17 protein-coding genes are annotated in these 23929 nt (G+C 73.0%); 6 read left to right on the plus strand and 11 right to left on the minus strand.

Annotation, left to right across the window (positions count from 1 at the left end; genetic code table 11):
* Positions 1-47 precede the first annotated feature (47 nt).
* On the minus strand, positions 48-734 hold the full coding sequence (locus BJ975_RS12560) for a metal-dependent transcriptional regulator (RefSeq protein WP_179426403.1): 687 nt from the start codon (positions 732-734) through the stop codon (positions 48-50).
* 119 nt (positions 735-853) lie between these two features.
* On the opposite strand from BJ975_RS12560, the gene BJ975_RS12565 reads away from it, so the two are divergent.
* Together BJ975_RS12565 and BJ975_RS12570 are read left to right on the plus strand one after the other, a co-directional pair.
* Complete coding sequence (locus tag BJ975_RS12565) at positions 854-2197, plus strand: cryptochrome/photolyase family protein (RefSeq protein WP_317628277.1); 1344 nt, start codon at positions 854-856, stop codon at positions 2195-2197.
* A gap of 9 nt (positions 2198-2206) precedes the next feature.
* Complete coding sequence (locus tag BJ975_RS12570) at positions 2207-2926, plus strand: hotdog family protein (RefSeq protein WP_179426405.1); 720 nt, start codon at positions 2207-2209, stop codon at positions 2924-2926.
* Between the two features lie 134 nt (positions 2927-3060).
* Here the strand turns inward: BJ975_RS12570 and BJ975_RS12575 are convergent, their stop codons facing one another.
* On the minus strand, positions 3061-4326 hold the full coding sequence (locus tag BJ975_RS12575) for an MFS transporter (RefSeq protein ID WP_218845896.1): 1266 nt from the start codon (positions 4324-4326) through the stop codon (positions 3061-3063).
* A gap of 157 nt (positions 4327-4483) precedes the next feature.
* On the opposite strand from BJ975_RS12575, the gene BJ975_RS17150 reads away from it, so the two are divergent.
* The gene (locus tag BJ975_RS17150; protein ID WP_179426407.1) at positions 4484-6385 is read left to right on the plus strand and encodes an acyltransferase family protein; all 1902 of its coding nucleotides are present in this window, start codon (positions 4484-4486) and stop codon (positions 6383-6385) included.
* Here BJ975_RS17150 and BJ975_RS12585 read toward each other — a convergent pair.
* Positions 6382-9639, minus strand: coding sequence for a CDP-glycerol glycerophosphotransferase family protein (locus BJ975_RS12585; RefSeq protein ID WP_179426409.1), 3258 nt, complete (start codon positions 9637-9639; stop codon positions 6382-6384). The two genes, BJ975_RS17150 and BJ975_RS12585, sit on opposite strands and share 4 nt — an antisense overlap.
* Positions 9640-9738: 99 nt before the next feature.
* Between BJ975_RS12585 and BJ975_RS12590 the strand changes: the two genes are divergently transcribed.
* On the plus strand, positions 9739-10329 hold the full coding sequence (locus tag BJ975_RS12590; protein WP_179426411.1) for an acyltransferase: 591 nt from the start codon (positions 9739-9741) through the stop codon (positions 10327-10329).
* A 13-nt stretch (positions 10330-10342) separates the two neighbouring features.
* Here the strand turns inward: BJ975_RS12590 and wecB are convergent, their stop codons facing one another.
* Genes wecB through BJ975_RS12630 form a run of 8 tightly spaced genes read right to left on the minus strand, consistent with a single transcriptional unit; the run spans position 10343 to position 20005 of the window.
* Positions 10343-11398, minus strand: a complete 1056-nt coding sequence (wecB, locus tag BJ975_RS12595; RefSeq protein ID WP_179426413.1) for a non-hydrolyzing UDP-N-acetylglucosamine 2-epimerase — start codon at positions 11396-11398, stop codon at positions 10343-10345.
* A 1-nt stretch (position 11399) separates the two neighbouring features.
* The gene (locus tag BJ975_RS12600) at positions 11400-12683 is read right to left on the minus strand and encodes a nucleotide sugar dehydrogenase (protein ID WP_179426421.1); all 1284 of its coding nucleotides are present in this window, start codon (positions 12681-12683) and stop codon (positions 11400-11402) included.
* Entirely contained in the window at positions 12680-13519 is an 840-nt protein-coding gene (locus tag BJ975_RS12605) for a hypothetical protein (RefSeq protein ID WP_179426423.1), read from the minus strand. The genes BJ975_RS12600 and BJ975_RS12605 overlap by 4 nt, the downstream gene beginning before the upstream one ends.
* Positions 13516-15030, minus strand: a complete 1515-nt coding sequence (locus BJ975_RS16825; protein WP_218845898.1) for a glycosyltransferase family 4 protein — start codon at positions 15028-15030, stop codon at positions 13516-13518. Before BJ975_RS16825 ends, BJ975_RS12605 begins: the two co-directional genes overlap by 4 nt.
* The gene (locus BJ975_RS12615) at positions 15027-16016 is read right to left on the minus strand and encodes a Gfo/Idh/MocA family protein (RefSeq protein WP_179426425.1); all 990 of its coding nucleotides are present in this window, start codon (positions 16014-16016) and stop codon (positions 15027-15029) included. The genes BJ975_RS16825 and BJ975_RS12615 overlap by 4 nt, the downstream gene beginning before the upstream one ends.
* Positions 16013-17116 (minus strand): DegT/DnrJ/EryC1/StrS family aminotransferase, encoded by a 1104-nt coding sequence (locus BJ975_RS12620; protein ID WP_317628276.1) that lies wholly within the window; start codon positions 17114-17116, stop codon positions 16013-16015. The genes BJ975_RS12615 and BJ975_RS12620 overlap by 4 nt, the downstream gene beginning before the upstream one ends.
* A gap of 10 nt (positions 17117-17126) precedes the next feature.
* Entirely contained in the window at positions 17127-18758 is a 1632-nt protein-coding gene (locus tag BJ975_RS12625) for a glycosyltransferase family protein (protein ID WP_179426429.1), read from the minus strand.
* Positions 18755-20005: a hypothetical protein gene (locus BJ975_RS12630; protein ID WP_179426431.1), complete on the minus strand. Its 1251-nt coding sequence runs from the start codon at positions 20003-20005 to the stop codon at positions 18755-18757. Before BJ975_RS12630 ends, BJ975_RS12625 begins: the two co-directional genes overlap by 4 nt.
* A gap of 78 nt (positions 20006-20083) precedes the next feature.
* On the opposite strand from BJ975_RS12630, the gene BJ975_RS12635 reads away from it, so the two are divergent.
* Together BJ975_RS12635 and BJ975_RS12640 are read left to right on the plus strand one after the other, a co-directional pair.
* A complete protein-coding gene (locus BJ975_RS12635; RefSeq protein WP_179426433.1) occupies positions 20084-21166 on the plus strand; it encodes an acyltransferase in 1083 nt (360 codons plus the stop codon).
* A 116-nt stretch (positions 21167-21282) separates the two neighbouring features.
* Positions 21283-23928 carry a glycosyltransferase family A protein gene (locus tag BJ975_RS12640; RefSeq protein WP_179426435.1) on the plus strand — a complete coding sequence of 882 codons (2646 nt, stop codon included), beginning with the start codon at positions 21283-21285 and terminating at the stop codon, positions 23926-23928.
* Position 23929 lies beyond the last annotated feature (1 nt).

Below are 23929 nucleotides of genomic sequence, written 5' to 3' on the forward strand. Positions count from 1 at the left end.
ACCAACCCCCCGGGCGGGTCGACGCAGGCGGAGGCATCGGCGGGGCCTCAGCGCGAGACGAAGATGTGGGCGGCGGCGTCGGCGTCGATCTCGGCCGTCTCGGACTGCCGCGCCACGACGAGGCCGTCGTGACCACGCGAGGCGAGCACGTCGTTGCCGGGCAGGGCGCCCACGCGACGCAGCACCGACATGACCTCGGTGTCCTTCTGCAGCTCCTCGGCGATGCGTCGCACGACGACGCGCACCGGCTCGCTGCCGACCGCCGCGGTGAGCAGCGACTCGACGCCGTCGAGGAACTCGGGGGGACGCACGACCTCGCCCAGCTCGCCCAGACCCGGGATCGGGTTGCCGTAGGGCGACTCGGTGGGGTGGCCCAGCAGCGCGACGAGACGACGCTCGACCTGCTCGGACATGACGTGCTCCCAGCGGCACGCCTCCTCGTGGACGTACTCGATCTCCAGTCCGATGACGTCGGTGAGCAGGCGCTCGGCCAGGCGGTGCTTGCGCATCACGCGGGTGGCAAGCGAGCGTCCACGCTCGGACAGCTCGAGGTGGCGGTCGCCCTCGACCGTCAGCAGTCCGTCGCGCTCCATGCGCGCCACCGTCTGGCTGACCGTCGGGCCACTCTGGTGGAGGCGCTCGGCGATGCGCGCGCGCAGCGGGATGATCCCCTCCTCCTCCAGCTCGAAGATGGTCCTCAGGTACATCTCGGTGGTGTCGATGAGCTCGCTCACGCTGGCCATTGTTCCATGGGGGGTCCCATGCTCGGGCCGGTGCGTCGAACCCGGGCCCCCGGCGCGATCGGCCCGTCGGCCCGGGTGCGGAGCCGCGGCGCGCGGGGGACGATGCGGTCGTGACCGTCTCCGTGATGTGGTTCCGTGCCGACCTGCGCCTGGCCGACCAGGGTGCCCTCCGCTCGGCGATCGAGTCCGGGCCCGACGGCGTCGTCCCGCTGTTCGTCCTCGACGACCACTTCGACCCGTCGAACATGCCCGTCCGATCCGCCTACCTGGCGCGACTGCTGGCCGACTTCGACGAGCGCATCGGCGGCCTGCACGTGGTGCGCGGGCGGCCCGAGGTGGAGGTGCCGCGCGTGGTCGAGCAGGCGAGCGCGAGCAGCGTGCACGTCACGGGCGGGCACACGCCCTACGCGATGCGCCGGGACCGACGGGTGGCCGACGCACTGGGCGACGTCCCGCTGGTGGACGCCGACTCGTCCTACGCCGTCGCGCCCGGCACGGTGCGCAAGGGCGACGGGACCTCCTACAAGGTCTTCACGCCGTTCTTCCGGTCGTGGCAGGCACAGGGCTCGCACCCGCCCGTCACGGCGGTCCGCTCCCACGCGGTGCCGTGGCTGCGGTCCGGGAGGTCGGCGGCGTTGCCCGAGGTCACCGAGACCGACGTGGACCTGCCGCCCGCCGGCGAGCAGGCGGCCCGCGCGCACTGGCGGCGCTGGCTCGACGACCACGTGGACGACTACGACGGCGAGCGCGACCGTCCCGACCTCGATTCCACGTCGCGCATGTCGGTGCACCTCAAGTGGGGCACGATCCACCCGCGCACCCTGCTGGCCGACCTCGCCGAGCGCTCCTCCGCCGGGGCGCGCGCCTACGAGCGGCAGCTGGCGTTCCGCGAGTTCTACGCCGACGTGCTGCACGAGTGGCCGCACTCGGCGTTCGGCTACTACAACCGCGACTACGAGCGCATGCAGTACGACGAGCCTGCCGGCGACTTCGAGGCGTGGAAGGAGGGCCGGACCGGCTTCCCGTTCATCGACGCCGGGATGCGGCAGATGCTCGCGCAGGGGTGGATGCACAACCGGGTGCGGATGGCCGTGGCCAGCTTCCTGGTCAAGGACCTGCACCTCGAGTGGACCCACGGCGCGCGCTGGTTCCGCGAGCGGCTCGTCGACGCCGACCTCGCCAACAACCAGCACGGCTGGCAATGGGTGGCCGGCTGCGGCACCGACGCCGCCCCCTACTTCCGCGTCTTCAACCCCGTGGGTCAGGGCAAGCGCTTCGACCCCGACGGCGCCTACATCCGGCGCTGGGTCCCCGAGCTGCGCGGGGTCGAGGGACGCGGCGTGCACGAGCCGTGGACCCTCGAGGAGCCGCCGGCCGACTACCCGCCCCCGCTCGTGGACCACGCGCAGGAGCGGCTGGAGGCCCTCCGCCGCCACGACGCGCTCGGAGGATAGCGTCGGGTCATGGTCACCATCCCCCGCCAGTTCAACGGTCCGCCCGACTCCGGCAACGGTGGCTGGGTGTCCGGCCTGGTCGCGCAGGCCCGTCTCGAGCAGGGCCACACCGGCCCGGTCACGTCGAGGCTGCGGATGCCGCCGCCGCTCGACACCCCGCTGGCGTGGGAGCACGACGCCGACGAGACCCGCCTGATGACCCACGGCGGCGCGCTCGTGGGCACGTCGGCACCCGGCTCGTTCACCCGCGAGCCCCCGCCGTTCCTCGACGCGAAGACGGTGCAGACCGGCTACGACGGCTACCCCGGCTTCACCACGCACCCGTTCGACCAGTGCTTCACGTGCGGCACGGGCCGCGGCGAGGGCGACGGCCTGCGCATCTTCACCGGGCCGGTCGGCGACGACCTCACCGGCGCGCCGTGGCACGTGCACGAGGCGTTCGGCGAGGACGACGGCGCGGTGGGCGTGCCGGTCGCGTGGGCCGCGCTCGACTGCCCCGGCGGGTGGGCGGCCGACTTCTCGGTGCAGCCGATGGTGCTGGGCACGATGACCGCCGAGGTCTACTCGGCTCCCGTCGTCGGCGAGACCTACCACGCGATCGGCCAGCTGGCGCAGCGCGACGGCCGCAAGTTCTTCACCAGCACGGCGCTGTACACGCCGGACGGCGAGCTCGTCGGCCGCTCCGAGCAGGTCTGGATCGAGATCGACGTCGCCACCTTCGGCCGCTGACCCTCGGGGAGCGGTGAGTCCTCAACCCTTCCCCCGTGCGGGCGGTGCGTCATCAACCTCATGGGGACCTCATGCGGTTGACCACTCACCGGGCCCCGCGGGGAAGGGTTGACAGCTCACCGCCCTCGCAAGGGTCAGGGCGTGGGATGGCGGCCGTCGTAGGCGAGGAAGCGGCGGCGCAGGGCGACCGAGACCAGGACGCCGGTGATGCACAGGGCGCCGCCGAGGACCATCGCCCAGGGCTCGCCGACGACCTCGGCGACCGAGCCGATGACGAAGTCGCCCAGGCGCGGCCCGCCCGCGACCACCACGATGAACAGGCCCTGCATCCGTCCGCGCATCTCGTCAGGAGCCGCGGTCTGCAGGATCGTGGAGCGGTACGCGGCGCTGATCATGTCGGCTGCGCCCGACAGCGCGAGGAACGACACCGCGAGCCACAGCAGGCCCGGCACGCCGATCGCCGAGAAGCCCGCCGCGGCCACGCTCGCCCCGTAGACCACGATCGCCACCACGATCGCGATGCCGTGGCGGTGGACCCGGCTGACCCAGCCCGAGACCACGAACGCGATCAGCGACCCGATCGCGGGCGACGCCTGCAGCAGACCCAGTGACGAGGCGCCCGCGTCGCTGCCGCTCGAGGTCGCGTAGACCGTGGCCGCGAGGGCCGGGAACAGCGCGCGCGGCTGGGCGAAGACCATCGCGCACAGGTCGACCACGAACGACATCGCGATGTTCGGGGCGGTGCGCAGGAAGCGCAGGCCGTCGACCACCGACTTCAGGCCGGGCACCGGCATCGGCGTGGCCGGCGGCAGCGGGGGCAGGCGCAGCACCGAGTAGAGCGCCGCGACGTAGAGCAGCACGTCGACGACGTACGCCGCCTCGACCCCGCGCCACGCGATCAGGGCGCCGCCGAGCAGCGGGCCGACCGTGAAGGACAGGTTGGTGGCCGCCATGCCCAGGGCGTTGGCGGCGGGCAGCAGGTGCCCCGGCAGCAGCTGCGGCAGCATCGCCGCGCGGGCCGGGTTGTTCACCGCGAAGAACAGCGCCTGCACGGCGACGACGCCGTAGAGGAAGGCGACGGACTCGACGTCGGCGACGCTGTGGACGACCAGCGCGATGGCCGACAGCCACAGCCCCATCGCGGAGGCGAGGGCGACCGTGCGGCGGTCGAACGCGTCGACCAGCGCGCCGCCGTAGAGGCCGCCGGCGATCAGCGGCAGCAGGCCCGCGAGGCCGACCAGGCCCACCGAGAACGAGGACTCGGTGAGGGTCCAGACCTCCCACGCGATCGCGACCACCGACATCTGCTGGCCGAAGCCCGACACGGCCTGCCCGATCCAGAGCCGCCGGTACGCCGCCGACGCGCGCAGCGGTCGGATGTCGGTGAGCAGCCTGGGCACCGCAGCAGCCTAGGCGCGTCCCCGGACGCCCTCGCCTTCGCGGTGCACGGAGTCGTGGCGAGGGCGCCTAGAATCGGTCCTCGTGCCCGAGAATCTCCGAACCGCCACGGACGCCGTCGCGCCGCGGTCGCGCGGTCACCGGAGGAAGGCACCGGCGGTGCGCACCGACATCCAGGCCCTGCGCGCGCTGGCGGTCACCGTCGTGGTGGCGTTCCACCTGTGGCCAAGCCGGGTCTCGGGCGGCTACGTCGGCGTCGACGTCTTCTTCGTCATCTCGGGCTACCTGATCACGCTGCACCTCGCGCAGCGGCCGCCCACGTCGATCGCCGGACTCGCCGACTTCTGGGCCCGCCGTGTGCGCCGCCTCATCCCGGCCGCCGCGGTCGTCCTCGTGGCCACCGTCGTCGCGTCGCGGCTGTGGCTGCCCGCCACACAGTTCGCCGACATCGGCCGTCAGGTCGTCGGCTCGGCGCTCTACGTGCAGAACTGGGTGCTGGCCGACTCGGCCACCGACTACCTCGCCGCCGAGAACGCGCCGACGCCCGTCCAGCACTACTGGTCGCTGAGCATCGAGGAGCAGTTCTACCTCTTCTGGCCGATCCTGATCGCCGCCGTCCTGGCGTTCCGTCGCGCGTGGCTGCCGCTCGTCACGGTCGCCGTGTTCGCGGCCTCGCTGGCGTGGAGCATCCGGCTGACCGACATCGATCCCGGCGCCGCCTACTTCGTCACCCCGGCCCGCGTCTGGGAGCTGCTGCTGGGCGCGCTCGTGGCGATCGCGGTGCACCGCGGTGTCACCCTCCCCCGCTGGCGCGGACCCGTGGCGCTCGTCGGCCTCGCGATGATCACGTACGCCGTCTTCTGGTTCGACCGCGCCACCGCGTTCCCGGGCTCGGCCGCCCTCGTCCCCACCGTCGGCGCCGCGCTCGTCCTGCTCGCGGCAGTGGACACGCGAGGCCCGTGGGAGGCCCGCTCGATCCAGCTCGTGGGCGACTGGTCGTACCCGATCTACCTGTGGCACTGGCCGCTCGTGGTGATCACGCCCCTCGCGCTCGGCGTCGACAAGACGCTGCGCACCGATGCGGTCGTCCTGGTCCTGACGATCGTCCTGTCGGGCCTCACCGTCCGCTTCATCGAGCGTCCGCTGCGGTTCCACCCGTATCTCGTCGCCCGCAAGCGCGCCACGTTCGCGATGCTCGCGGCCTCCACGGCGCTCACGTGCGGCGCCGCGTGGGCACTGACGGCGGCGCCGGACGGCACCGAGGACAGCGGCCTGGCGATGACGCCGGTCGATGCAAAGGCCGACCAGCCCGCCGTCTACCCCGACGACTGCTGGGCCAGCGCCCCGTTCACGACGCACCCGGTCTGCCACTACGGCGACGAGGACTCCGACCAGCGGGTCGCGCTGATCGGCAACTCGCACGCCGGGCACTGGCAGCCCGCGCTGGACGAGGTAGCCACCGAGCGCGGGTGGGCGCTCGACACCTACCTCGCGTCGCAGTGCTACACCGTCGACCTGGACATCGCGTTCCCGAACCCGAAGTCCACACGCAACTGCCGCGCCTGGAACGCCGAGAGCCTGCAGCGGATCATCGACTCCGACCCGAGCCTCGTCGTGATCTCGAACCGCACCCGCACGCTGCCGCTGGCGGGCCTCGAGCAGCCCGAGGCCGACCGTGTCGCCCAGGCCGCGTACGCCGACACCCTCGACACGCTGACCGACGAGGGCATCCCGGTGCTGGTCATCCGCGACACCCCGGCCGCGGCGGGCAGCGTGCCCGACTGCGTGGCGCTCAACGCCGACGACCCCGCCGTGTGCGAGCGCCCGCGCGACGAGGCCGTGGAGCCCGATCCGCTGGCCGCCGCCGGGCGCGCCGACGACTCGGGCCTGGTCTCGGTCCTCGACGTCACCGACCGCCTGTGCGACGACGAGACCTGCCGGTTCGTCGTGGGCGACCAGATCGCGTACTTCGACCACGGCCACCTGACGGCGACGTTCTCGCGCGAGCTGGCGCCCGAGGTCGACGAGGCGGCCCGGAAGGCGATCCGCTCGGCCGCCTAGGAGCCGAAGACCTCGTCCACGACGCGCTCGGCGGCGTGACCGTCGTCGAGCGGGGCGAACCGCTGCCGGAACTCGTGGCGACGGGTCGCGTAGGCGTCGCCGTGGCCCTCGGCCTCGAGCAGCGCCGCGCGCAGCTCCTCCTGCGTGGCCACGATCGGTCCCGGCGCCTCGGCCTCGAAGTCGAGGTAGAAGCCGCGCAGGTCGTCGCGGTAGTGCGCCAGGTCGTAGCAGAACAACACGATCGGCCGGTCGAGGATCGCGTAGTCGAACATCACCGACGAGTAGTCCGTGACGAGCACGTCGGCGACGCACAGCAGGTCCTGCATGTCGGGGTAGCTCGAGACGTTGAGCACCCGGTGCGCGAGCTCCGGCGGGATCTTCAGCGAGCCTCGCACGACGCTGTGGCGACGCACGAGGATCACCGTGTCCTCGTCGAGGCCCTCGACGAGCGGCTCCCACTCGAGCGCGCCGTCCCACACGAACTGCTTGCCCTGCTTGACGTCGTCGCGGAACGTGGGCGCGTAGAGCACGACACGGTCCTCGGGACGCAGGCCGAGACGGCGGCGGGTGACCTCGCCGACCTCCTTCGCATCGCGGGCCAGCACGTCGTTGCGCGGGTAGCCGGCCTCGAGGACGCGTCCCTCGTAGCGGAACGCCGAGCGGAACGCCTCCGTCGCGTACGGGCTCGGCGACAGCAGCATCGACCACGTGGCGGTCTTGGCCGAGACGCGCTCGAGGTAGCCCGGGGCGCGGCCCGTGGTGGAGACCGCGTCGTACTGCATCCGCTTGAGCGGGGTGCCATGCCACGTCTGGAGGTAGGTGGTGCCCTTCGCCGGCTTCACGACCGGGCCGAAGTTCTGGTTGTTGACCCAGTACCGGGCGCGGGACAGGTGCCAGTGGAACGCGGGCGAGCCCGGCTCGACCTTGCGCGTCGTGACGTCGAGCGGACGGAAGGTGCTGCGGGTGCTCCACACGTAGCGGAACGGGGCACCGCGACAGACCAGCTCCTCGTAGATCGCGCGCGGGCTGTCGGCGACGGCCCGGCCGGTGTCGCTCTCGAGGACCACGAGGTCGCGGCGTGGCAGCATCCGGCCCACGGCCGCGATCGCCTTCATCGACGGCTGGAAGAGTCGGCCCTTGCGGAACGCGCGGTACGTGCGGCGGCCGTACGACGAGTCGCGCAGACGCCACAGCGGCACCCACGCGGAGCGCGCGGTGCGGACGGACTCGAAGACCTGCTCGCTGTAGGAACCCGTGGCGGGCTCGAGGAACAGCGCGCTGCGGCGGGCGTGCTCGGCGTCCTGCGGGAAGCCGGCGCGCCACGAGGCGACCACGGCCTCGGCGAGCGGCTCGACCTCGCGGAAGACGTCGCCCGGCAGGTCGAGGTCGAGGTCGAGGTGGGACGGCCTCTTGCCGAGGAAGCGCTGCCGGTCGAACTGGTGGTAGAAGACCGGGCGGCCCTGGAAGCTGAAGTCGAAGCCCACCGAGGAGTAGTCGGTGACCATCGCCGCGTGGCTGCGCAGCAGGGTCTGCACGTCCACGTCGCCCTGGCGCAGGACGGTGGCGCCCTCGACGGCGAGCGCATCGCCGAAGAAGCGCATGTTCGGATGCAGGATCACCGTGACCGGCAGGCCCTCGGCGATCGCCTGCCGGATCGGCTCGGAGGTCAGGAAGGCGCGCCAGCGCTCCAGGAACTCGCTCTCCTCGAACGCGGCCGGGCGACTCAGCCAGTCGCGCCACGTGGGGATCACGAGGATGCCGCGCGGCGGCTGCTCCGTGGGCTCGAGGAGGCGGTCGAAGCGGCTCAGGCCCGTGACGCGCACCTGCTGCGGCCGGTACCGGAGGTCGTTGATCATCAGCTCGCGCTCGCGCGGGGAGCTGACGTGGACGAAGTCGGTGTGGAACGCCGGGCTGAGGCGGCCGTACGTCTCGGCCATGTTCTTCGTGCCGAGCACGCCGTGCTGGAGGAACACGCGGTTGCCGCGCATCCACCGGACCGCGCGGCGGTCGGACGTGGCCAGCACGAAGCTCGCGTTGTGCGTCGTGACGAAGCGACGCGCCATGAAGCACGCGCGGATGTGCTCGCGGGAGCGCACCGTGACGACGTTCCCGAGCGGGTCGACGTTGGCGCGCTCGGGGCTGTCCTCGGTGATGACGTAGTAGGCCCGCCGGCCGGGGTGCTGCTGCCGGACCCAGCGGAAGAGGTGGAACCCGGCGTCCTGCGCCTTGTACGGGGTCTCCCCCACCACCCACACCGACGAGAACGCGCGGATCACGGTCCACAGCGGGCCGAGCCGTCGCAGCCGCGTGAGGTAGCGGTGGGCGTCGCGGGTGAAGAGCTCGCGGGCGAACGACAGGTTCTTGGACTTGAAGGTCAGGAACGGCACGAGGACCTGCGTGAAGCCCTCGTCCGAGCCCGTGAGCGGCTTCAGTCGGCGGAAGCCGCGCAGGTCGCCCGGCACGGCGAGACCGCGGCGCAGGGGCGTGCCGTCGTTGCCGTCCACGACCACGGCGATGTCGACCGACTGCTCGTTCGCGGGCATCCCGGCGGCCACGAGGGCAGTGACGTCGATGGCGCCCGCGATCGGGTGCGTGATCTCACGGCTCAGCGGATCGCGGGTGCCCGCGCCGACCTGCAGCGGCAGCCGGTGGGCGAACTCGGTGGCACGGACCGTGACCTCGAGCTCGGCGTTCCGACCGTCCGCGTGCATCGTGATCAGGTCGGCCTCGAACGCGAAGCCATGGGCCGAGCCGCGCACCGCGGTGACCTTCGTGAGGATCTTCGGGATGCGCTGCACGCCCACGCGGATCGACAGGTAGCCGTCGCGGGTGGCGTACCACCAGACCGGGCGCTCGCGGGTCTCGCCGATCTCGGAGACGATCGCGGACCGGTCGCCCGGGCCCGCCGTGAGCCGGCGGGTGACCTTCTTGCCCGCGGCGCTCTTCAGGTGCAGCTGGACGTCGATCGAGTGGGAGCTGGTGGGCGCGCGGTCGGGCACGTCGGCCGTGACCGCGAACTCGGCGCGGCCGCTCGCGGGGACCTTGACCTTCGCGCCCCCGCCGCGGACCTGCAGCGTCACGGCGTCGACGACCATCCCGTCCCGGGCGGTGCCTGCGAGAGTGACCCGACCGTCGGCGTCCACCGCGACCCGGACCGCGTCGACGATCGGCGGGGCCGCGTCGTCGCCGCGGGTGACGGCACGCTTGACGCGGGCCAGTCGCGCCCTCAGGGCTGCGGGAATCCGTGGTGCCACCTGGTCGCCTCCGCCTCTTCTCGGTCGTGTCTCCCGGGGCCGAACGGCCGGAGCCAAGTCAAGCACGACGGCGTCTGCCCGGAGCGATAGCGTGGCGCCATGAGCGCCACCGTGAAGCCCACCGCCCAAGTCGACGACCGCGCCACGCTGGGGTCCGGCACCACCGTGTGGGAGCTCGCCCAGGTGCGCGAGAACGCCACGCTCGGCGAGCAGTGCATCGTCGGCCGCGGTGCCTACATCGGCTCGGGCGTGCAGATCGGCGACCGGGTCAAGATCCAGAACCACGCGCTCGTCTACGAGCCCGCGCAGGTCGCCGACGGCGTCTTCATCGGCCCCGCCGCCGTGCTGACCAACGACGAGTTCCCGCGCGCGGTCGCCCCCGACGGCTCGCTCAAGTCCGGCGCCGACTGGACGCCCGTGGGCGTCACGATCGACGAGGGCGCCTCGATCGGCGCGCGTGCCGTCTGCGTCGCCCCGGTGCGGATCGGCGCCTGGGCGCTCGTGGCCGCGGGTGCCGTCGTGACGAAGGACGTGCCCCCGCACGCGCTCGTGGTCGGCGTGCCGGCGCGACGCATCGCGTGGGTCGGCCGCGCCGGGCGCCCGCTCGACGACCAGGGCGACGGCACCTTCACGTGCCCCGAGACCGGCGAGACCTACCGCGAGACCGACGGGCGGCTCGCGCTGGCCTGAAGGCCCACCCCGCTCAGCGGCTGAGGGCCTCCACGACGCGCTGGGCGGCGCGGCCGTCGCCGTAGGGCGTGGCGTCCGTGGGCTGCGGGTCGAGGCTGGCCAGGGCCCACGCGATCGTGCGCGGGTCGGACGCCAGCACGTTCCAGCCCAGCTCCACCGTCTCGACCCACTCGGTCTCGGTGCGCACGGTGACGCACGGGACCCGCAGCAGGAAGGCCTCCTTCTGCAGGCCTCCCGAGTCGGTGATCACCGAGTGCGCGCCTGCCGCAGCGGCCACGAGGCGTCCGTACGGCAGCGGCTCGTGCACGCGCACCGAGCCCTGCTCGAGCACGATGCCGAAGTCGGCGCAGCGCTGCACGAGGCGCGGGTGCGCCAACAGCACGACCGGACGCTCCAGGCCCTGCAGGCCCTCGACGATCGCGCGCAGGCGCTCGGGGTCGTCGGTGTTCTCGGCCCGGTGGATCGTGGAGACGTGGTACTCCCCCGGCGTGACGCCGAGGTCGGGGATCTCGAGCTCGCCGGAGTCGATCCGGCGCTTGATGCCCGTCAGCACGTCGGTCATGACGTCGCCGACGAGCACGGAGCGCTCGGCGAGACCCTCGGTGGCGAGGTGCGCCATGGCCTGCTCGGTGGGCGCCAGCAGCAGGTCGGCGGCGTGATCGGTCAGAACGCGGTTGTGCTCCTCGGGCATCGCGCGGTTGAACGACCGCAGCCCGGCCTCGAGGTGCGCGAGCGGGACCTGCAGCTTCGCGGCGCTGACCGCTCCGGCCAGCGTGGAGTTCGTGTCGCCGTAGACCAGGACCCAGTCGGGACGGTGCTCGAGGATGACGTCGTCCATCCGCGCGAGCATCGCGCCGGTCTGGGCGCCGTGGCCGGCCGAGCCGATCTCGAGGTTCACGTCGGGCTCGGCGATGTCGAGCTCGCGGAAGAACTCGCCCGACATCCGCTCGTCGTAGTGCTGGCCGGTGTGCACGATGACGTGCTCGACGCCGGCCGCGCGGAACGCGTGGTCGATGGGCGCCAGCTTCACGAACTGCGGGCGGGCCCCGACGATGCTGAGGACCTTCACGTCAGCCGCCGATGACGACGCGGCGGACACCGGTCCAGCGCTCGGGATCGGTGACGCGGCGGCCGTCGACGATGACCTCGACGCCCGGGAAGTCCGAGGCCGCGAGCTCGCGGTACTCCGCGTGGTCGGCCTGGACGACGATCGCGTCGACGGGCTCGCCGTCGTACGCGGGCAGCTTGAGCGCCTCGAGCTCCTCGGGCTTGTACATCGGGTCGCTGACGTGGACCTCGGCGCCGCGGGCGCGCAGCTCGTCGACCGTGCCGAAGACGCCGGAGAACGCCGTCTCCTTCACACCGCCGCGGTAGGAGGCGCCGAGCACCAGGACGCGCTTGCCGGTGAGGTCGCCCGCGGCGGCCGCCAGCAGGTCGACCGCGTAGGCGGGCATCGCGGCGTTGGCCTCGCGGGCCGAGCGCACGACGGTGGCGTCGGGGTCGTTCCACAGGTACAGCCGCGGATAGACCGGGATGCAGTGGCCGCCGACGGCGATGCCCGGCAGGTGGATGTGGCTGAACGGCTGACTGTTGCAGGCCTCGATGACCTTGAGCACGTCGATGCCGTGCTGGTCGGAGAAGCGGGCGAACTGGTTGGCCAGGCCGATGTTGACGTCGCGGTACGTGGTCTCGGCGAGCTTCGCCAGCTCGGCGGCCTCGGCGGTGCCCATGTCCCAGACGCCGTTCGGGCGGGGCAGGTCCTGGCGCTCGTCGAAGTCCAGCACGGTCTCGTAGAACTCGACGGCCTTGGCCGTGGCGGCCTCGTCGAGTCCGCCGACCAGCTTGGGGTACTTGCGCAGGTCGGCGAAGACGCGACCGGTGAGCACGCGCTCGGGGCTGAAGACGAGGTGGAAGTCCTGGCCGGCGGTCAGGCCCGAGCCATCCTGCAGCATCGGCGCCCAGCGGGTGCGGGTGGTGCCGACCGGGAGGGTCGTCTCGTAGATGACGGTGGTGCCGGGCTTGAGGCCGCGCGCGATGTCCTGCGTGGCCGAGTCCATCCAGCCGAAGTCGGGCGTGCCGTCGGCGCCGACGAACAGCGGCACGACGATGACGACGAACTCCGACTGCGAGACGGCGTCGGCGGTGTCGGTGGTGGCGACGAGGTGGCCGGAGCCGACGACCTCGGCCAGCTTCTCGGCGAGGTGGGCCTCGCCGGGGAAGGGCTCGGTGCCGGCGTTCACCGTCTCGACGACGGTGGGGCTGACGTCGGCGCCGAACACCTTCTGGCCCTTCGAGGCGAACTGGACGGCCAGCGGGAGGCCGATCTTGCCCAGTCCGACGACGGTGATGTTCATGGGGTTCCTTCGAGGGTGGGGGTCGGGGCCGCGCCGTAGGCGGCGGCGAGGGTCTGCGGGTCGCGGGCCTTGACCGTGGCGTCGGCGCGGTGGCCGTACTCGGCGACCAGCAGCGGGCGCGCCTGGGCGGCCCACGGACGCTTCGGCTTCTTCTCGCCGGTGCGGTCCCACACGACGCGGACCGGGTGGTCGATCCGGGCGGCGGCCCGCACGGCGACGGACATCATCACGGGGCCCTCGGCGTGGATCACGTCGGGCGCGAGCTCGTCGAGGGCGGGACCGAGGTGCAGCTCGGGATCGAGCAGCGCGGGGTCGAGGCGTGCCCACGCGTGCTGACGCGACGTGGTGCGCCACAGGCGGCGGGCCGCGCGGTCGACGGGACGGCGACGGCCCTTGCGGACCTTGTAGGCCTCGCGGGTGGCCTCGGTGCGCTCGGCGACCCAGCGGCGCTCGGCGCGCGCCAGGAAGAGGCGAGCGCGCGGGACGAGGGGCACCTTGGTGTTGCCACTCTTCACGTAGGCGACGTCGCGCTGGAACATGGACTCGCTGACGCGCGCCTGCGCCGCGGCCTGGCGGACGCCGGCCTTCAGCAGGGTGCGGTAGCCCAGCGGCTTGGTCCAGCGCGGCGAGCGCGCACCGTGACGGCCGGCACCGAGCCACTTCGGCACTGGCACCGTGGAGACGGCAACGTCGTCGACGAGCAGCGGCCCGCCCTCGAGGGCGTCGCCCTTGGCCAGCACGTGCACCTCGAACCCGAGGTCGCGCAGGGCGGTGACGTGGGCGCCGAGGGGCTCGGCGGCGGTGTCGCGCAGGACGACGACGCGCAGGGCGCTCATGCGGTGGCTCCGATCACGGCGGGGTCGAAGCCGACCAGGTCGCGGTAGACCTCGTGCATCGCGTCGGCCTGGTGCTCCCAGGTCCACGCGTCGAGCAGGCCGGGCTGGTCGTAGGCCGCGACGTAGCGCTCGCGGTCGGCCAGCACGGCACGGACGGCGCGGACGAAGTCGTCGACGTCGCCGACGCGGAAGACCTCGCCCTGGCCCGTGCGGCGGATCGTCTCGGCCATGAACCTCACGTCGCTGCCCACGATCGGCAGGCGGGCCTGCGAGTACTCGTAGAACTTCGTGGCGAGCGAGATCTCGTGGTTCATCATGTGGATCAGCGAGTGCACGCCCAGCGTGGCCGACGACAGGTACGGCACGATCTGCTCGACCGGCACGTAGGGCAGGATGTGCAGCCGCTCGGCGGCGCCCAGCTCGGCGGCACGCTCCTGGAGCCCGAGCACGACCGGCGAGTCGGGCTGGCCGACGACGAGCGCGACGTGCAGGTCGGGCAGGTGGCCGAGGGACTCGATGACCACGCCGACGCCGCGGTTGGGGTCGACGTAGCCGCTGTAGACGATGAGCGGGACCTCGTCGGCCAGGCCGCAGCGGGCGCGGACGCTGGGCGCCTCGGGCGGCGGGTCCTGGACGATCGGCGTGTTGAGCACGATCGTGGGGCGCTCGGGCAGGCCGTGGTGCTCCTGCAGCAGGTCGGCGATCGGGTCGCTGACGGTGAGCACGGCGTCGGCATACTGCGCGTGCTCGGCCTCGAGCTGCTGCAGCGACGGGATCCAGCGCGGGTGCGCGGTGGCGTGCTCGACGCCGGGCATGAACTCGTGCGCGTCCCACACCAGCTTCACGTCGCGGCCGGCGGCGCGGGCGCGGAACGTGGCGCGCGCGGCGACGAACAGCATGCGGAAGTCGTTGGCGTGGATGAGGTCGGGCCGCAGCCGGTCGATCGCCGGCGCGAACGCCTCGTCCCACGACTCGATGTTGGGGTCGAGGTGGTTCCAGGACTTCGTGCCGAGGACCTTCATCCACGCGGCGGTGCTCAGGCGGTCGACCAGGCCGTGCATGCGGTGGCGCTTGCGGCGCACCTCGATCGTGCGCTCTCGACGGAAGCCGCGCCACGACGCGAGGGCCCGGTTGGCGGCGATGCGGGCCGACAGGACGACGCGCCCGGGGCCCGACGCGCTGCGGCGGCGGTCCTCCAGGACACGCGCCTGCGCCTCGCACCAGCCGAACAGCTGGTTGGCCCGCGCGCCCGTGCGGTACGCCAGCGGGTCGCGCCAGCGCGGCGACCGCGCGAGGTGCGCGCGCTCGATCCGCTCGGGGCGGTAGTCGACGAGCTCGACCGTGGCGTCGCCGACCTTCCACGGAGGGATGACGTCCTCGGTGCGGTTGATGCCCAGGAGCGTGACCTCCCAGCCGCGCTCGGCCATGGAGCGCGCCTGCTTCTGCACCCGCGAGTCGCGACGCACGTCGTTGTCGACGAGCATCACGACCTTGTTCGGCTGGCCGCTCACGCCAGATCGACCCGCTGACCGCCTCCGTCGGCGGAGTCGATCATCGCCTGCGCCACCTCGACGGTGCGGCGGCCCTGCGCGAGGGTGACGATGTCGGTGTCCTGACCGAGGACGGCATCGCGGAACGTCTCGTGCTCCACCAGCAGCGGCTCGCGCTTGGGGATCGCGAAGCGCGTGACGTCGCCCTCGGCGACGCCCCGGAAGGCGCTCAGCGCGTCCCAGTCGAGCGCGACGGTGGCGTTGCGGTGGAACGTCAGGTCGGCGGTGAGGGTGTCGGCCACGTAGGCGCCGCGCTCGCCGGTGATGACGGTGCAGCGCTCCTTCATCGGGCTGAGCCAGTTCACCAGGTGGCTGACGATGATGTCGCCCGACAGCGTGCCGACGGCGGCGACCATGTCCTCGTGCGGCCGGCCGCTCTTGGTGACGGTGCGCGCGCTGATGTCGAGGTAGGACTCGCCGGTGACGAACGACGCGATGTCGATGTCGTGCGTGGCGAGATCCTTGACGACGCCCACGTCGGCGATGCGGTGCGGGAACGGGCCCTGGCGGCGGGTGACGACCTGGTAGATCTGGCCGAGCTCGCCCTCCTCCAGCTTGGCGCGCAGCGCCTGCAGCGAGGGGTTGTAGCGCTCGATGTGGCCGACGCCGCCGACCAGGCCGGCGTCGCCGAACGCCTTCTCGAGACGGGCGGCGCCCTCGACCGTGGAGGCCAGCGGCTTCTCGATCAGCGCGTGGACGCCGGCGGACGCGAGCGCCAGGCCGACCTCCTCGTGCAGGCTCGTGGGGCACGCGACGACCGCGTAGTCGATGCCGAGCGCGATGAGCGACTCGACGTCGGGCACGACGTCGGCGCCGAACAGGCCGGCCTCGAGGGCGGGGTCGCTGATCGCGACGAAGTCGACGCCGTCGAGCTGGCCGAGGATCCGCGCGTGGTTGCGACCCATCGCGCCGGCACCGATGAGGCCGGCGCGCAGCGGGGCGCTCACGCGGTGGCTCCGGCCTCGTTGACGGCCGCGACGATGCGGTCGACGTCGGCGTCGCTCAGGCTCGGGTGCACCGGGATCGAGACGACCTCGGCGGCCGCCTGCTCGGTGGCGGGCAGGTCCCAGCGCGGGTCAGGGGCGCCGTCGACGAGGTACGGGCGCAGGCGGTGCACCGGCGTCGGGTAGTACACGGCGTTGCCGATGCCGGCGTCGGTGAGGCGCTTCTGGAAGCCGTCGCGGTCGTTCTCCACGCGCACCGTGTACTGGTGGTAGACGTGGCGTGCGCCCTCGGCGACCGGGGGTACGACGACCGAGGTGATCTCGGCGTCGAAGCGGGCGGCGATCGCGCGGCGGCGCTCGGTCCACTCGTGCAGGCGGGTGAGCTGCGTGCGGCCGATCGCGGCGGCGACGTCGGTGAGGCGCATGTTCACGCCGACGATCTCGTTGGCGTAGCGCTGCTCCATGCCCTGGTTGCGCAGCAGGCGGATCGTGCGCGCGACCTCGGCGTCGTTCGTGGTGACCATGCCGCCCTCGAGCGAGTGCATGTTCTTGGTCGGGTAGAAGCTGAACGCGGCGGCGGAGCCGAAGCCACCGACCGGCTTGCCGCCGATCGCGGCGCCGTGCGCCTGGGCCGCGTCCTCGACGACCGCGAGGCCGTGCGTGGAGGCCAGCTCCATGATCGTGGTCATCGCGGCGGGGTGTCCGTAGAGGTGCACCGGCATGATGCCCGCGGTCTTCGGGCCGATCGCGGCGCGGACGGCCTCGGGGTCGACGCAGAACGAGTCGAGGTCGATGTCGACGAACACCGGCTCGGCGCCGACGAGCTTGATCGCGTTGCCCGACGCGGCGAACGTGAACGACGGGACGATGACCTCGTCGCCCGGGCCGATGCCCAGCGCCATCAGGGCCAGCTGGAGCGCCGAGGTGCCGGAGTTGACGGCCACGGCGTGCTCGGAGCCGGCGACGGCGCTGAACTCCTCCTCGAAGGCCTTGACCTCGGGACCCTGCACGACCATGCCGCTGCGGAGCACGCGCACCGCGGCCTCGATGTCGACCTCGTCGATGATGGGCTTGGCGGGCGGGATGAAAGGCTGTTCAGACACGGGTAACACCCTACTTCGTATGTGGGGACGGGCCATGTTCCGGCACCGCCGCGGGGGCAGAGTTCTCGAACCAGCGCGCCAGCACCTCGGCCGAGCGGCGGCCGTCGTGGACGGCCTCCACGAAGGCCCGGCCGTCGCGGGCGGCGGCGCGGCCCGCCTCGCGGTCGGCGAGCAGCCCGAGGACGACGTCGCGCAGGGTCTCGGGGTCGGCCTGCAGGATCGGCACCTCGAGACCCGTCTCGGCGCGGACGTGCGCGCGCACGCCGGGCGACACGTGGCTGACCACGGTGCGGCCCGCGGCGAGGGCCTCGCACGCCGCGACGCCGTAGTCGGCGGCGCCGAACTGGTCGACGACGATGTCGGCGGTGCCGAACACCTGCGGCATCTCCTCGATCGGCACGCCCTGGACGCGGCGGTACTCGATGAGGCCCTGCGCGTCGAGGTCGGCGAGCACGGGGTCGATGTGGTGCGACCCCTTCTGCTTGCTGCTCGGGGCGTGCGCCACCACGGGGCGCTCGCGCTCGAGGACGGGCTCGTCGCTGTGCCAGCGGTCGACGTCGACCACGAGCGGCAGCCACGTGCCGTTCGGGACGAACTCGAGCAGACCGGGGGTGGAGAGGAAGACCGGTCCGGGGTCGCTCGTGTAGACCTCGACGTTGCGCCGCGAGGAGTGCTCCAGCTGTCGCACCCAGGCCGCGTCCATGCCGTCGTACTGGGCCCAGCGCTCGTTCGCCGCGTGCACCGACGGGATGCGGGCGTCGCTGCCGTGCGAGAGCAGCGCGACGCGCAGGCCGGCGTCGCGCAGCTCGGCGACGACGTGCTCGAGCGGCATGACGGACTCGCCCAGCACCGGCAGGCCGGCCTCGACGATCACGTGCGTGTAGGTGGCGAGGACGTGCTCGCGCCAGGCGCGGCGCCAGCCGAGGTCGCCCTGGAAGCGGCGACGGTCGACCGTGAGGTCGGCCGGGTACGGGTGCAGGAGGCGGCGGTCCTTGAAGTTCTGCGCGGCGGCGCCCGGGACGTGCGCGTCGACGGCGCGGGCCCAGGCGTGCGCCTGTCCGGCGTAGTTCGCGGGGGCGATCAGGAGCCGGGCGGGGCCGTCGGCGATCGGTGGCATCGTGGCGTCGGCGGCGTCGGGTCCGGCGGGTGGCGTGGGTGCGGGCACGTCGACGCGCTCGGCCTCGAGCGCCTCGCGGACCCGCGCGGCACGGTTGACGAACACGGTGCCCTCGACGCGGCGGCCGAGCTCCCACACGCTGCGGCAGGCGGCGTCGTCCATCGCGACGACGACGTCGGCCCACTGCGCCAGCTCGACGGGCCGGTCGTCCTCGCGGCACCACGTGGCGAGGCGCTCGCGCAGCTTCGGGGCGGGCGCGGGCTCGGGGGCCGGAGGCGGCGTGGGACGCGAGCCGGTGACCCGGCTCCACACCCGCGCGCCGAAGCCGCGCGGCGCGGGCTCGACCTTCGGCGGCTTCGGCAGCGGCGGCATCACCGCGAACTCGGCGTCGAAGGCGGGCTTGGGGCGCTTGGCCGCGAGGACGCGCACCTCGACGTCGCCGCCGAGGTCGAGCTTCTCCAGCAGGTTGTCCAGCCACGTCTCGGGGTAGCGGGCGCGGGCCGTGACGGCGAGGACGCGGGTCATCGACGGTCCTCCTTCGCGTCGAGGTCCTCGAGGGCCGCCGGCCAGGCCGAGACGCGCCACGTGGGCACGACCGTGGCGGGGTCGAGCGCCAGCGCGGCGCGGATCGCGTCGGTGATGGCCTGCGGGGTCAGGTCGGCGGCGCGGACCACCTGGCTGGCCTCCTCGAACGGGTGGCCCGGGCCCGGCTGCTGCGCCGTGCACCAGACCACAGGGACGCCCGCGGCGAGGTGGTCGGCGGTGCGGCCCGCTGGCAGGTCGCCGCGTGAGACGACGACCACGAGGTCGAGTCCGCGGTGCACCTCGGGCAGGTCGTCCACGGACGGCGAGGCCTCCGCGACGACGCCGGCCGGGGCGGCCTGCGCGAGCACCGAGGGGGCGACGCCGGCGGCTGGAGGGCGGCCGAACACCGCGAGGATGGCCTCGGTCAGGACGGGGTAAACGGCGCGGGCGGCGATCCAGCCCTCGACGACCTCGACGAACGCGCTCCAGGCGTCGGGCTCGACGAAGCAGCCCACACGCAGCGGCCAGTGCTCGCGGCGGGCCGGGAGCGCCGCGCCGGGCTCGGGCTCGGTGCCGAAGCCGTCGGGCACGACGAGCGCGCGCTCGGCGGCCGTGGGGTCGACGTCGCGCAGGCGTGCCCGGGTGCCCTCGTCGGGGCACCACACGGTGGCGCGGGAAAGGGCGTCGCGAACACGCTGGCCACCGATCTCGAAGTCGCCGCCGGTCGTGCGAGCGAGGTCGACCACGAGGTCCGCGCCGTGACGCGCGCTGACGTCGGCGGCGACGGCGACGGTGACCATCGGGGCCGCGACGGCCACGACGAGGTCGACGCCCTCGGTGTCCGCGACTCGCAGCGCCTCCTCGCGCAGGCGGTCGTGCACGTGGCCGAAGCCCGGCTCGTCGAACTGGGCGGCGGCGCGGGCCAGCCACTCGTCGCGCCAGCCGGCCGGGTCGAGGGCTCGCTCGTACGACCAGCGGTCGATCCGCTGGAGCTCGTCGGGGTGGTCGTCCGCGATGCGGATGATGCGGACGTCGTCGGGGATCCGGCGCGCGAGTGCGGGGTCGAGGCCGTCGTCGCGCACGGCGGCGGGGCTGTCGACCGTGATCACGGTGACGAGGCAGCCGGCGTCGGAGAGCGCCGCGACCAGATCGGCGGTGCGACGGGAGAGGGAGGAGTCGATCGGAGGGACACTCCACCCGAGGACGACGGCGCGCGAGACGGCCGCGCCTCCCCCTACAGATCGCACGACGCCCACCCTAACGGCCGGGTGCACGCCGCCCGCGACGGCCGCGCAGCCACCGCGTCGCGTTGTTACGTTCTTCGGGTGACGACTGCGACTACACCGACGGCCACCGAGTCCACGGTGTGGATCTCCTGGCTGCGCGCGATCGCCATCGTCGGCGTCGTCACGATCCACTCGGTGGCGCCCAACGCCGCCGCCGAGGACGCCCGCTCCACGACCGTGGGGACCCTGGCCATCTGGCTCGACATCGGCGCCGTGTGCGCGGTGCCGCTGTTCGTGATGCTCAGCGGCTCGGTGCTGCTCGACCCCCGCCGGTACGGCAGCCACTCGGTCTTCCTGCGCAAGCGCGCGGCCCGGCTCGTCCCGGCCCTGGTCTTCTGGCACCTCTGGTACTGGGCGCTGGTCACTCGCCAGGACGGCACCGCGCTGCCGTGGCGTGACGCCCTGCTGGAGACGGTCACCGGCGAGCTCTACACGGCGCTGTACTTCTTCTGGATCATCATCGGGCTCGCCCTGATCACGCCGCTCGTGATCGGCTTCGTCTCCACCTCGAGCCGCCGCGCCGTGCTCGTCGCCGGTGCCGCGCTCGCCACGATCCCCGCGCTCTCGCTCGCCACGATCCAGCCGCGCGAGGCATCGGTGGTCCTGGTCGAGACGGCCTGGACCTGGTGGTTCGGCTACCTCGGGGTCTACCTCCTGGGCTGGGGCCTGCGCGGGCTGCGGCTCCGCGGGCTCGCGCTCGCGGCGGTCTCGGCCGTGACCCTCGCGCTCGGCGCCCTCGGGTGCTGGCAGTGGCGCAACCCCGAGGCGCCTCAGTGGCTCCAGACGATCAGCCCGGTCAGCTACTACGGCGCGGGCACGATCCTCTACGCGATCGGCGTGTTCCTGGTGGCGCAGGCGCTCATCCAGCCCGACGGGCTGCTGCGCGTGCTGGCCCGCGGCATCGGCGCCCGCCTCGGCACCACGCTCGGGGCGGCCACGCTCGGCGTCTTCGGCCTCCACCTGACGTTCGTGTGGCTGCTGCCCGAGCTGGGCATCGGCGGCGACCTCCCCGCCGCCGAGGCCGTGGGTCCCCTGCTCGGACGCCTCGCGATCACCCTCGTCGCCAGCTTCGCCATCGTGCTAGTGCTGCGGCGGGTTCCCGTGGTCCGCTCCGTCCTGTGATCGCGGCGTCCGTCCGCCGCTCGTCGCCGTGGGTTCACCGTGACGCAGCATGGTGCCGATAACGTGAGGCGGGACCTCGACGCACGCGACGACCGGGAGAGGGTGGAGCAAGACCGATGGACGTGAGCACGATCCGCGACCTCGTCGACCCCTTCCCCGACGTCCATGCCGCGTCCACGCGCGTCTTCCTCGGCCCGGCGAACTCCGCCGGTCAGGCGGGTCAGTGGGCCAAGGCGCTCGGCCGGCTGGCTGACGACACGTGGGCGATCAGCTACCGCTACTGCGTGACGCCCCACCTCGCGCCGGCACACCTGCGGGTGGACTCGAACCTCGCCCGCTACTCGATCGACTGGAACCCGCGCCTGCGCGACTTCGTCGTCGAGAGCTTCACGCACGTGCTGATCGAGTCGAACCACGCGCTGTGGAGCGGGCCCGACCTCGACTTCGACAACCGCGCGGTCGTCGAGGAGCTGAAGGCGGCGGGCGTGTCCGTGGCGATGGTGGCGCACGGGTCCGACGTGAAGATCCCGAGCGTCTACCGGCACCTGCACCCCGACACCCAGTACGAGCAGCTCGACCCCGACCTCGTCGACACCCTCGAGACGATCGCGCGCCGCAACGTCGAGGACTTCGCCGCGTTCGACGGGCCCACCTTCGTTACGAGCCCCGTCCTCATCCCGTTCGTGCCCGGCTCGCGCTGGCTGCCCCTCACGCTCGACGTGGAGCGGTGGACGTGCGACCGGCCGGTGCTCGAGCGCGCCCGGCCGGTCGTCGTCCACAGCCCGAGCTCGGCGCAGAAGAACAGCGTGTGGATCGACCCCGTCCTGCAGGAGCTGCACGACGAGGGCGTCCTCGAGTACCGGCGGCTCCAGGGCATCCCTCACGACGAGATGCCCGACGTCATCCGCGACGCCGACATCGTCGTCGAGCAGCTCGGCGCCGGCGGCTACGGCGTGGCCGCGTGCGAGGCGATGGCGGCCGGGCGGGTCGTGGTGGGCACCGTCGACCCCACGATCCGGCGTCACATCAAGGCGGTGACCGGCCACGACGTGCCCATCGTGCGCGCCACCCGCGAGACGATCGCCGAGGTCGTGCGCGAGCTCGTCGCCGACCCCGAGCGCTCGCGCCGGCTGGGCGCCGAGGGCGTGGAGTACGTCAACGCCATCCACGACGGGCGGTACGCCGCCGACGTCCTGCGCACCTGGATCGACCCGGAGGGCGAGCCCCTCAGCGACGTGCGTCCCGCCGAGACCCCGCCCGAGCCGGACTGCACCGTGATCGTGGCGGTCCACAACACCGCCACCTACCTGCCCGAGGCGCTGGCCAGCCTCGAGCGACAGACGATCGGCCTCGACGCACTCCAGCTCGTGCTGGTCGACGACGGCTCCACGGACGACAGTGGCCGGATCCTCGACGAGTTCGCCGCGCGCCACGGCGACAACGTCGTCGTGATCCACCAGCCGCCGTCCGGGACCCCGGCCGTGCCGTTCAACCGCGGCCTCGAGCGGGCCACCGGGCGCTACGTGTTCTTCCTGGGCTCCGACGACGTGCTCGACGACGACGCCCTCGAGCTCCTCGTGGGCCACGCCGACGGGTGGGAGTCCGACGTCGTCTTCGGCCGGATGGAGCCGATCGGCGAGCGCGCCGTGCCGATCCTCATCTACCGCGCCGGGCGCGTGCGCGACATGGACCTCTACGCGTCGCGGCTGCCCTACAACCTCTCGAACACGAAGCTGTTCCGGCGCGAGCTCGTCGAGCGGCTGGGCCTGCGGTACCGCGAGGACATGCGTCAGCGCTGCGACCAGCCCTTCACGCTCACCGCCATGGTGAACGCGCGCCGGATCTCGATGATCGGCGACGGCGCGACCTACCACGCGCGCGAGCGGCACGACCGGTCCAACGTCACGTACACCGCCGACGCGGCCGAGAAGTACGCCTCGACCGAGATCGTCATGGAGACGATCGCCGACTGCATCCCGCCCGGCCCGCAGCGCGACCACGTGATGAAGCGCCAGTTCGACAACACGATCCGCGGCGACCTGCGCGACTCGCTCGCCCTGCGCGACGACGTCGAGCGGGCGTTCGTGTTCGACCGGATCGAGGACCTCGCGCAGCGCTACCTGACCGACAACCTGTTCCGCCGGATGCACGTGATCCACCGCGCGATCATCGCTGCGGCGCTGCGGCGCGACGTCGAGACGACGCTCGCGCTGCTGCAGGCGGACGAGGACAAGGGCCGCGGCGTCGACCTCCACGTCGTCGACGGGCGTGCGCACTTCGCCTACCCCGGCTTCGACCCTGCCGACGCGGAGTCGCGCCCGGCGTACGAGATCACGTACGAGAAGCCCGTGAAGCGGATCGCCTCGCTCTTCGGTCGCGCGAAGGCCCAGCTCGACGGCACGTCGGTCGTCATCACCGGACGGTCGCGCGTGCGGGGCGCGCCGACGTACGCGGGTCGCCTCGTGCGCGACTCCAGCGTGCCCAGCGAGGCGACGCACGCGAAGCGACCTCCCCAGCGCGGGCGCGAGATCGACGCGCACCTCGACACCGAGGCAGGGACGTACCGGCTCACGATCGACGCGGGCTCGCTGTCGGAGCGCGTCTACCGCCCGAGCATCGCGCTGCAGGTCGGCGACCTCTGGTACGACGTCCCGCTGCGGTTCGAGGGCGAGCACCCGCTGCGGACCGGCCTGCTGCGCAAGCGCACGATCGGCGTCGCCCGCGCGGACGACGCCGGGCACCTCGTCCTCGACGTGGAGTGAC

This window comes from Aeromicrobium tamlense, from assembly GCF_013408555.1.
Classification (GTDB): Bacteria; Actinomycetota; Actinomycetes; order Propionibacteriales; family Nocardioidaceae; genus Aeromicrobium; species Aeromicrobium tamlense.

Excerpts from the sequence above, each read along its gene's own strand:
- BJ975_RS12605 (WP_179426423.1), bottom strand. The coding sequence starts at position 13,519 with ATGAGCGCCCTGCGCGTCGTCGTCCTGCGCGACACCGCCGCCGAGCCC.
- BJ975_RS12600 (WP_179426421.1), bottom strand. The coding sequence starts at position 12,683 with ATGAACATCACCGTCGTCGGACTGGGCAAGATCGGCCTCCCGCTGGCC.
- BJ975_RS12625 (WP_179426429.1), bottom strand. The coding sequence starts at position 18,758 with ATGACCCGCGTCCTCGCCGTCACGGCCCGCGCCCGCTACCCCGAGACG.
- BJ975_RS12640 (WP_179426435.1), top strand. The coding sequence starts at position 21,283 with ATGGACGTGAGCACGATCCGCGACCTCGTCGACCCCTTCCCCGACGTC.
- BJ975_RS12590 (WP_179426411.1), top strand. The coding sequence starts at position 9,739 with ATGAGCGCCACCGTGAAGCCCACCGCCCAAGTCGACGACCGCGCCACG.
- BJ975_RS12570 (WP_179426405.1), top strand. The coding sequence starts at position 2,207 with ATGGTCACCATCCCCCGCCAGTTCAACGGTCCGCCCGACTCCGGCAAC.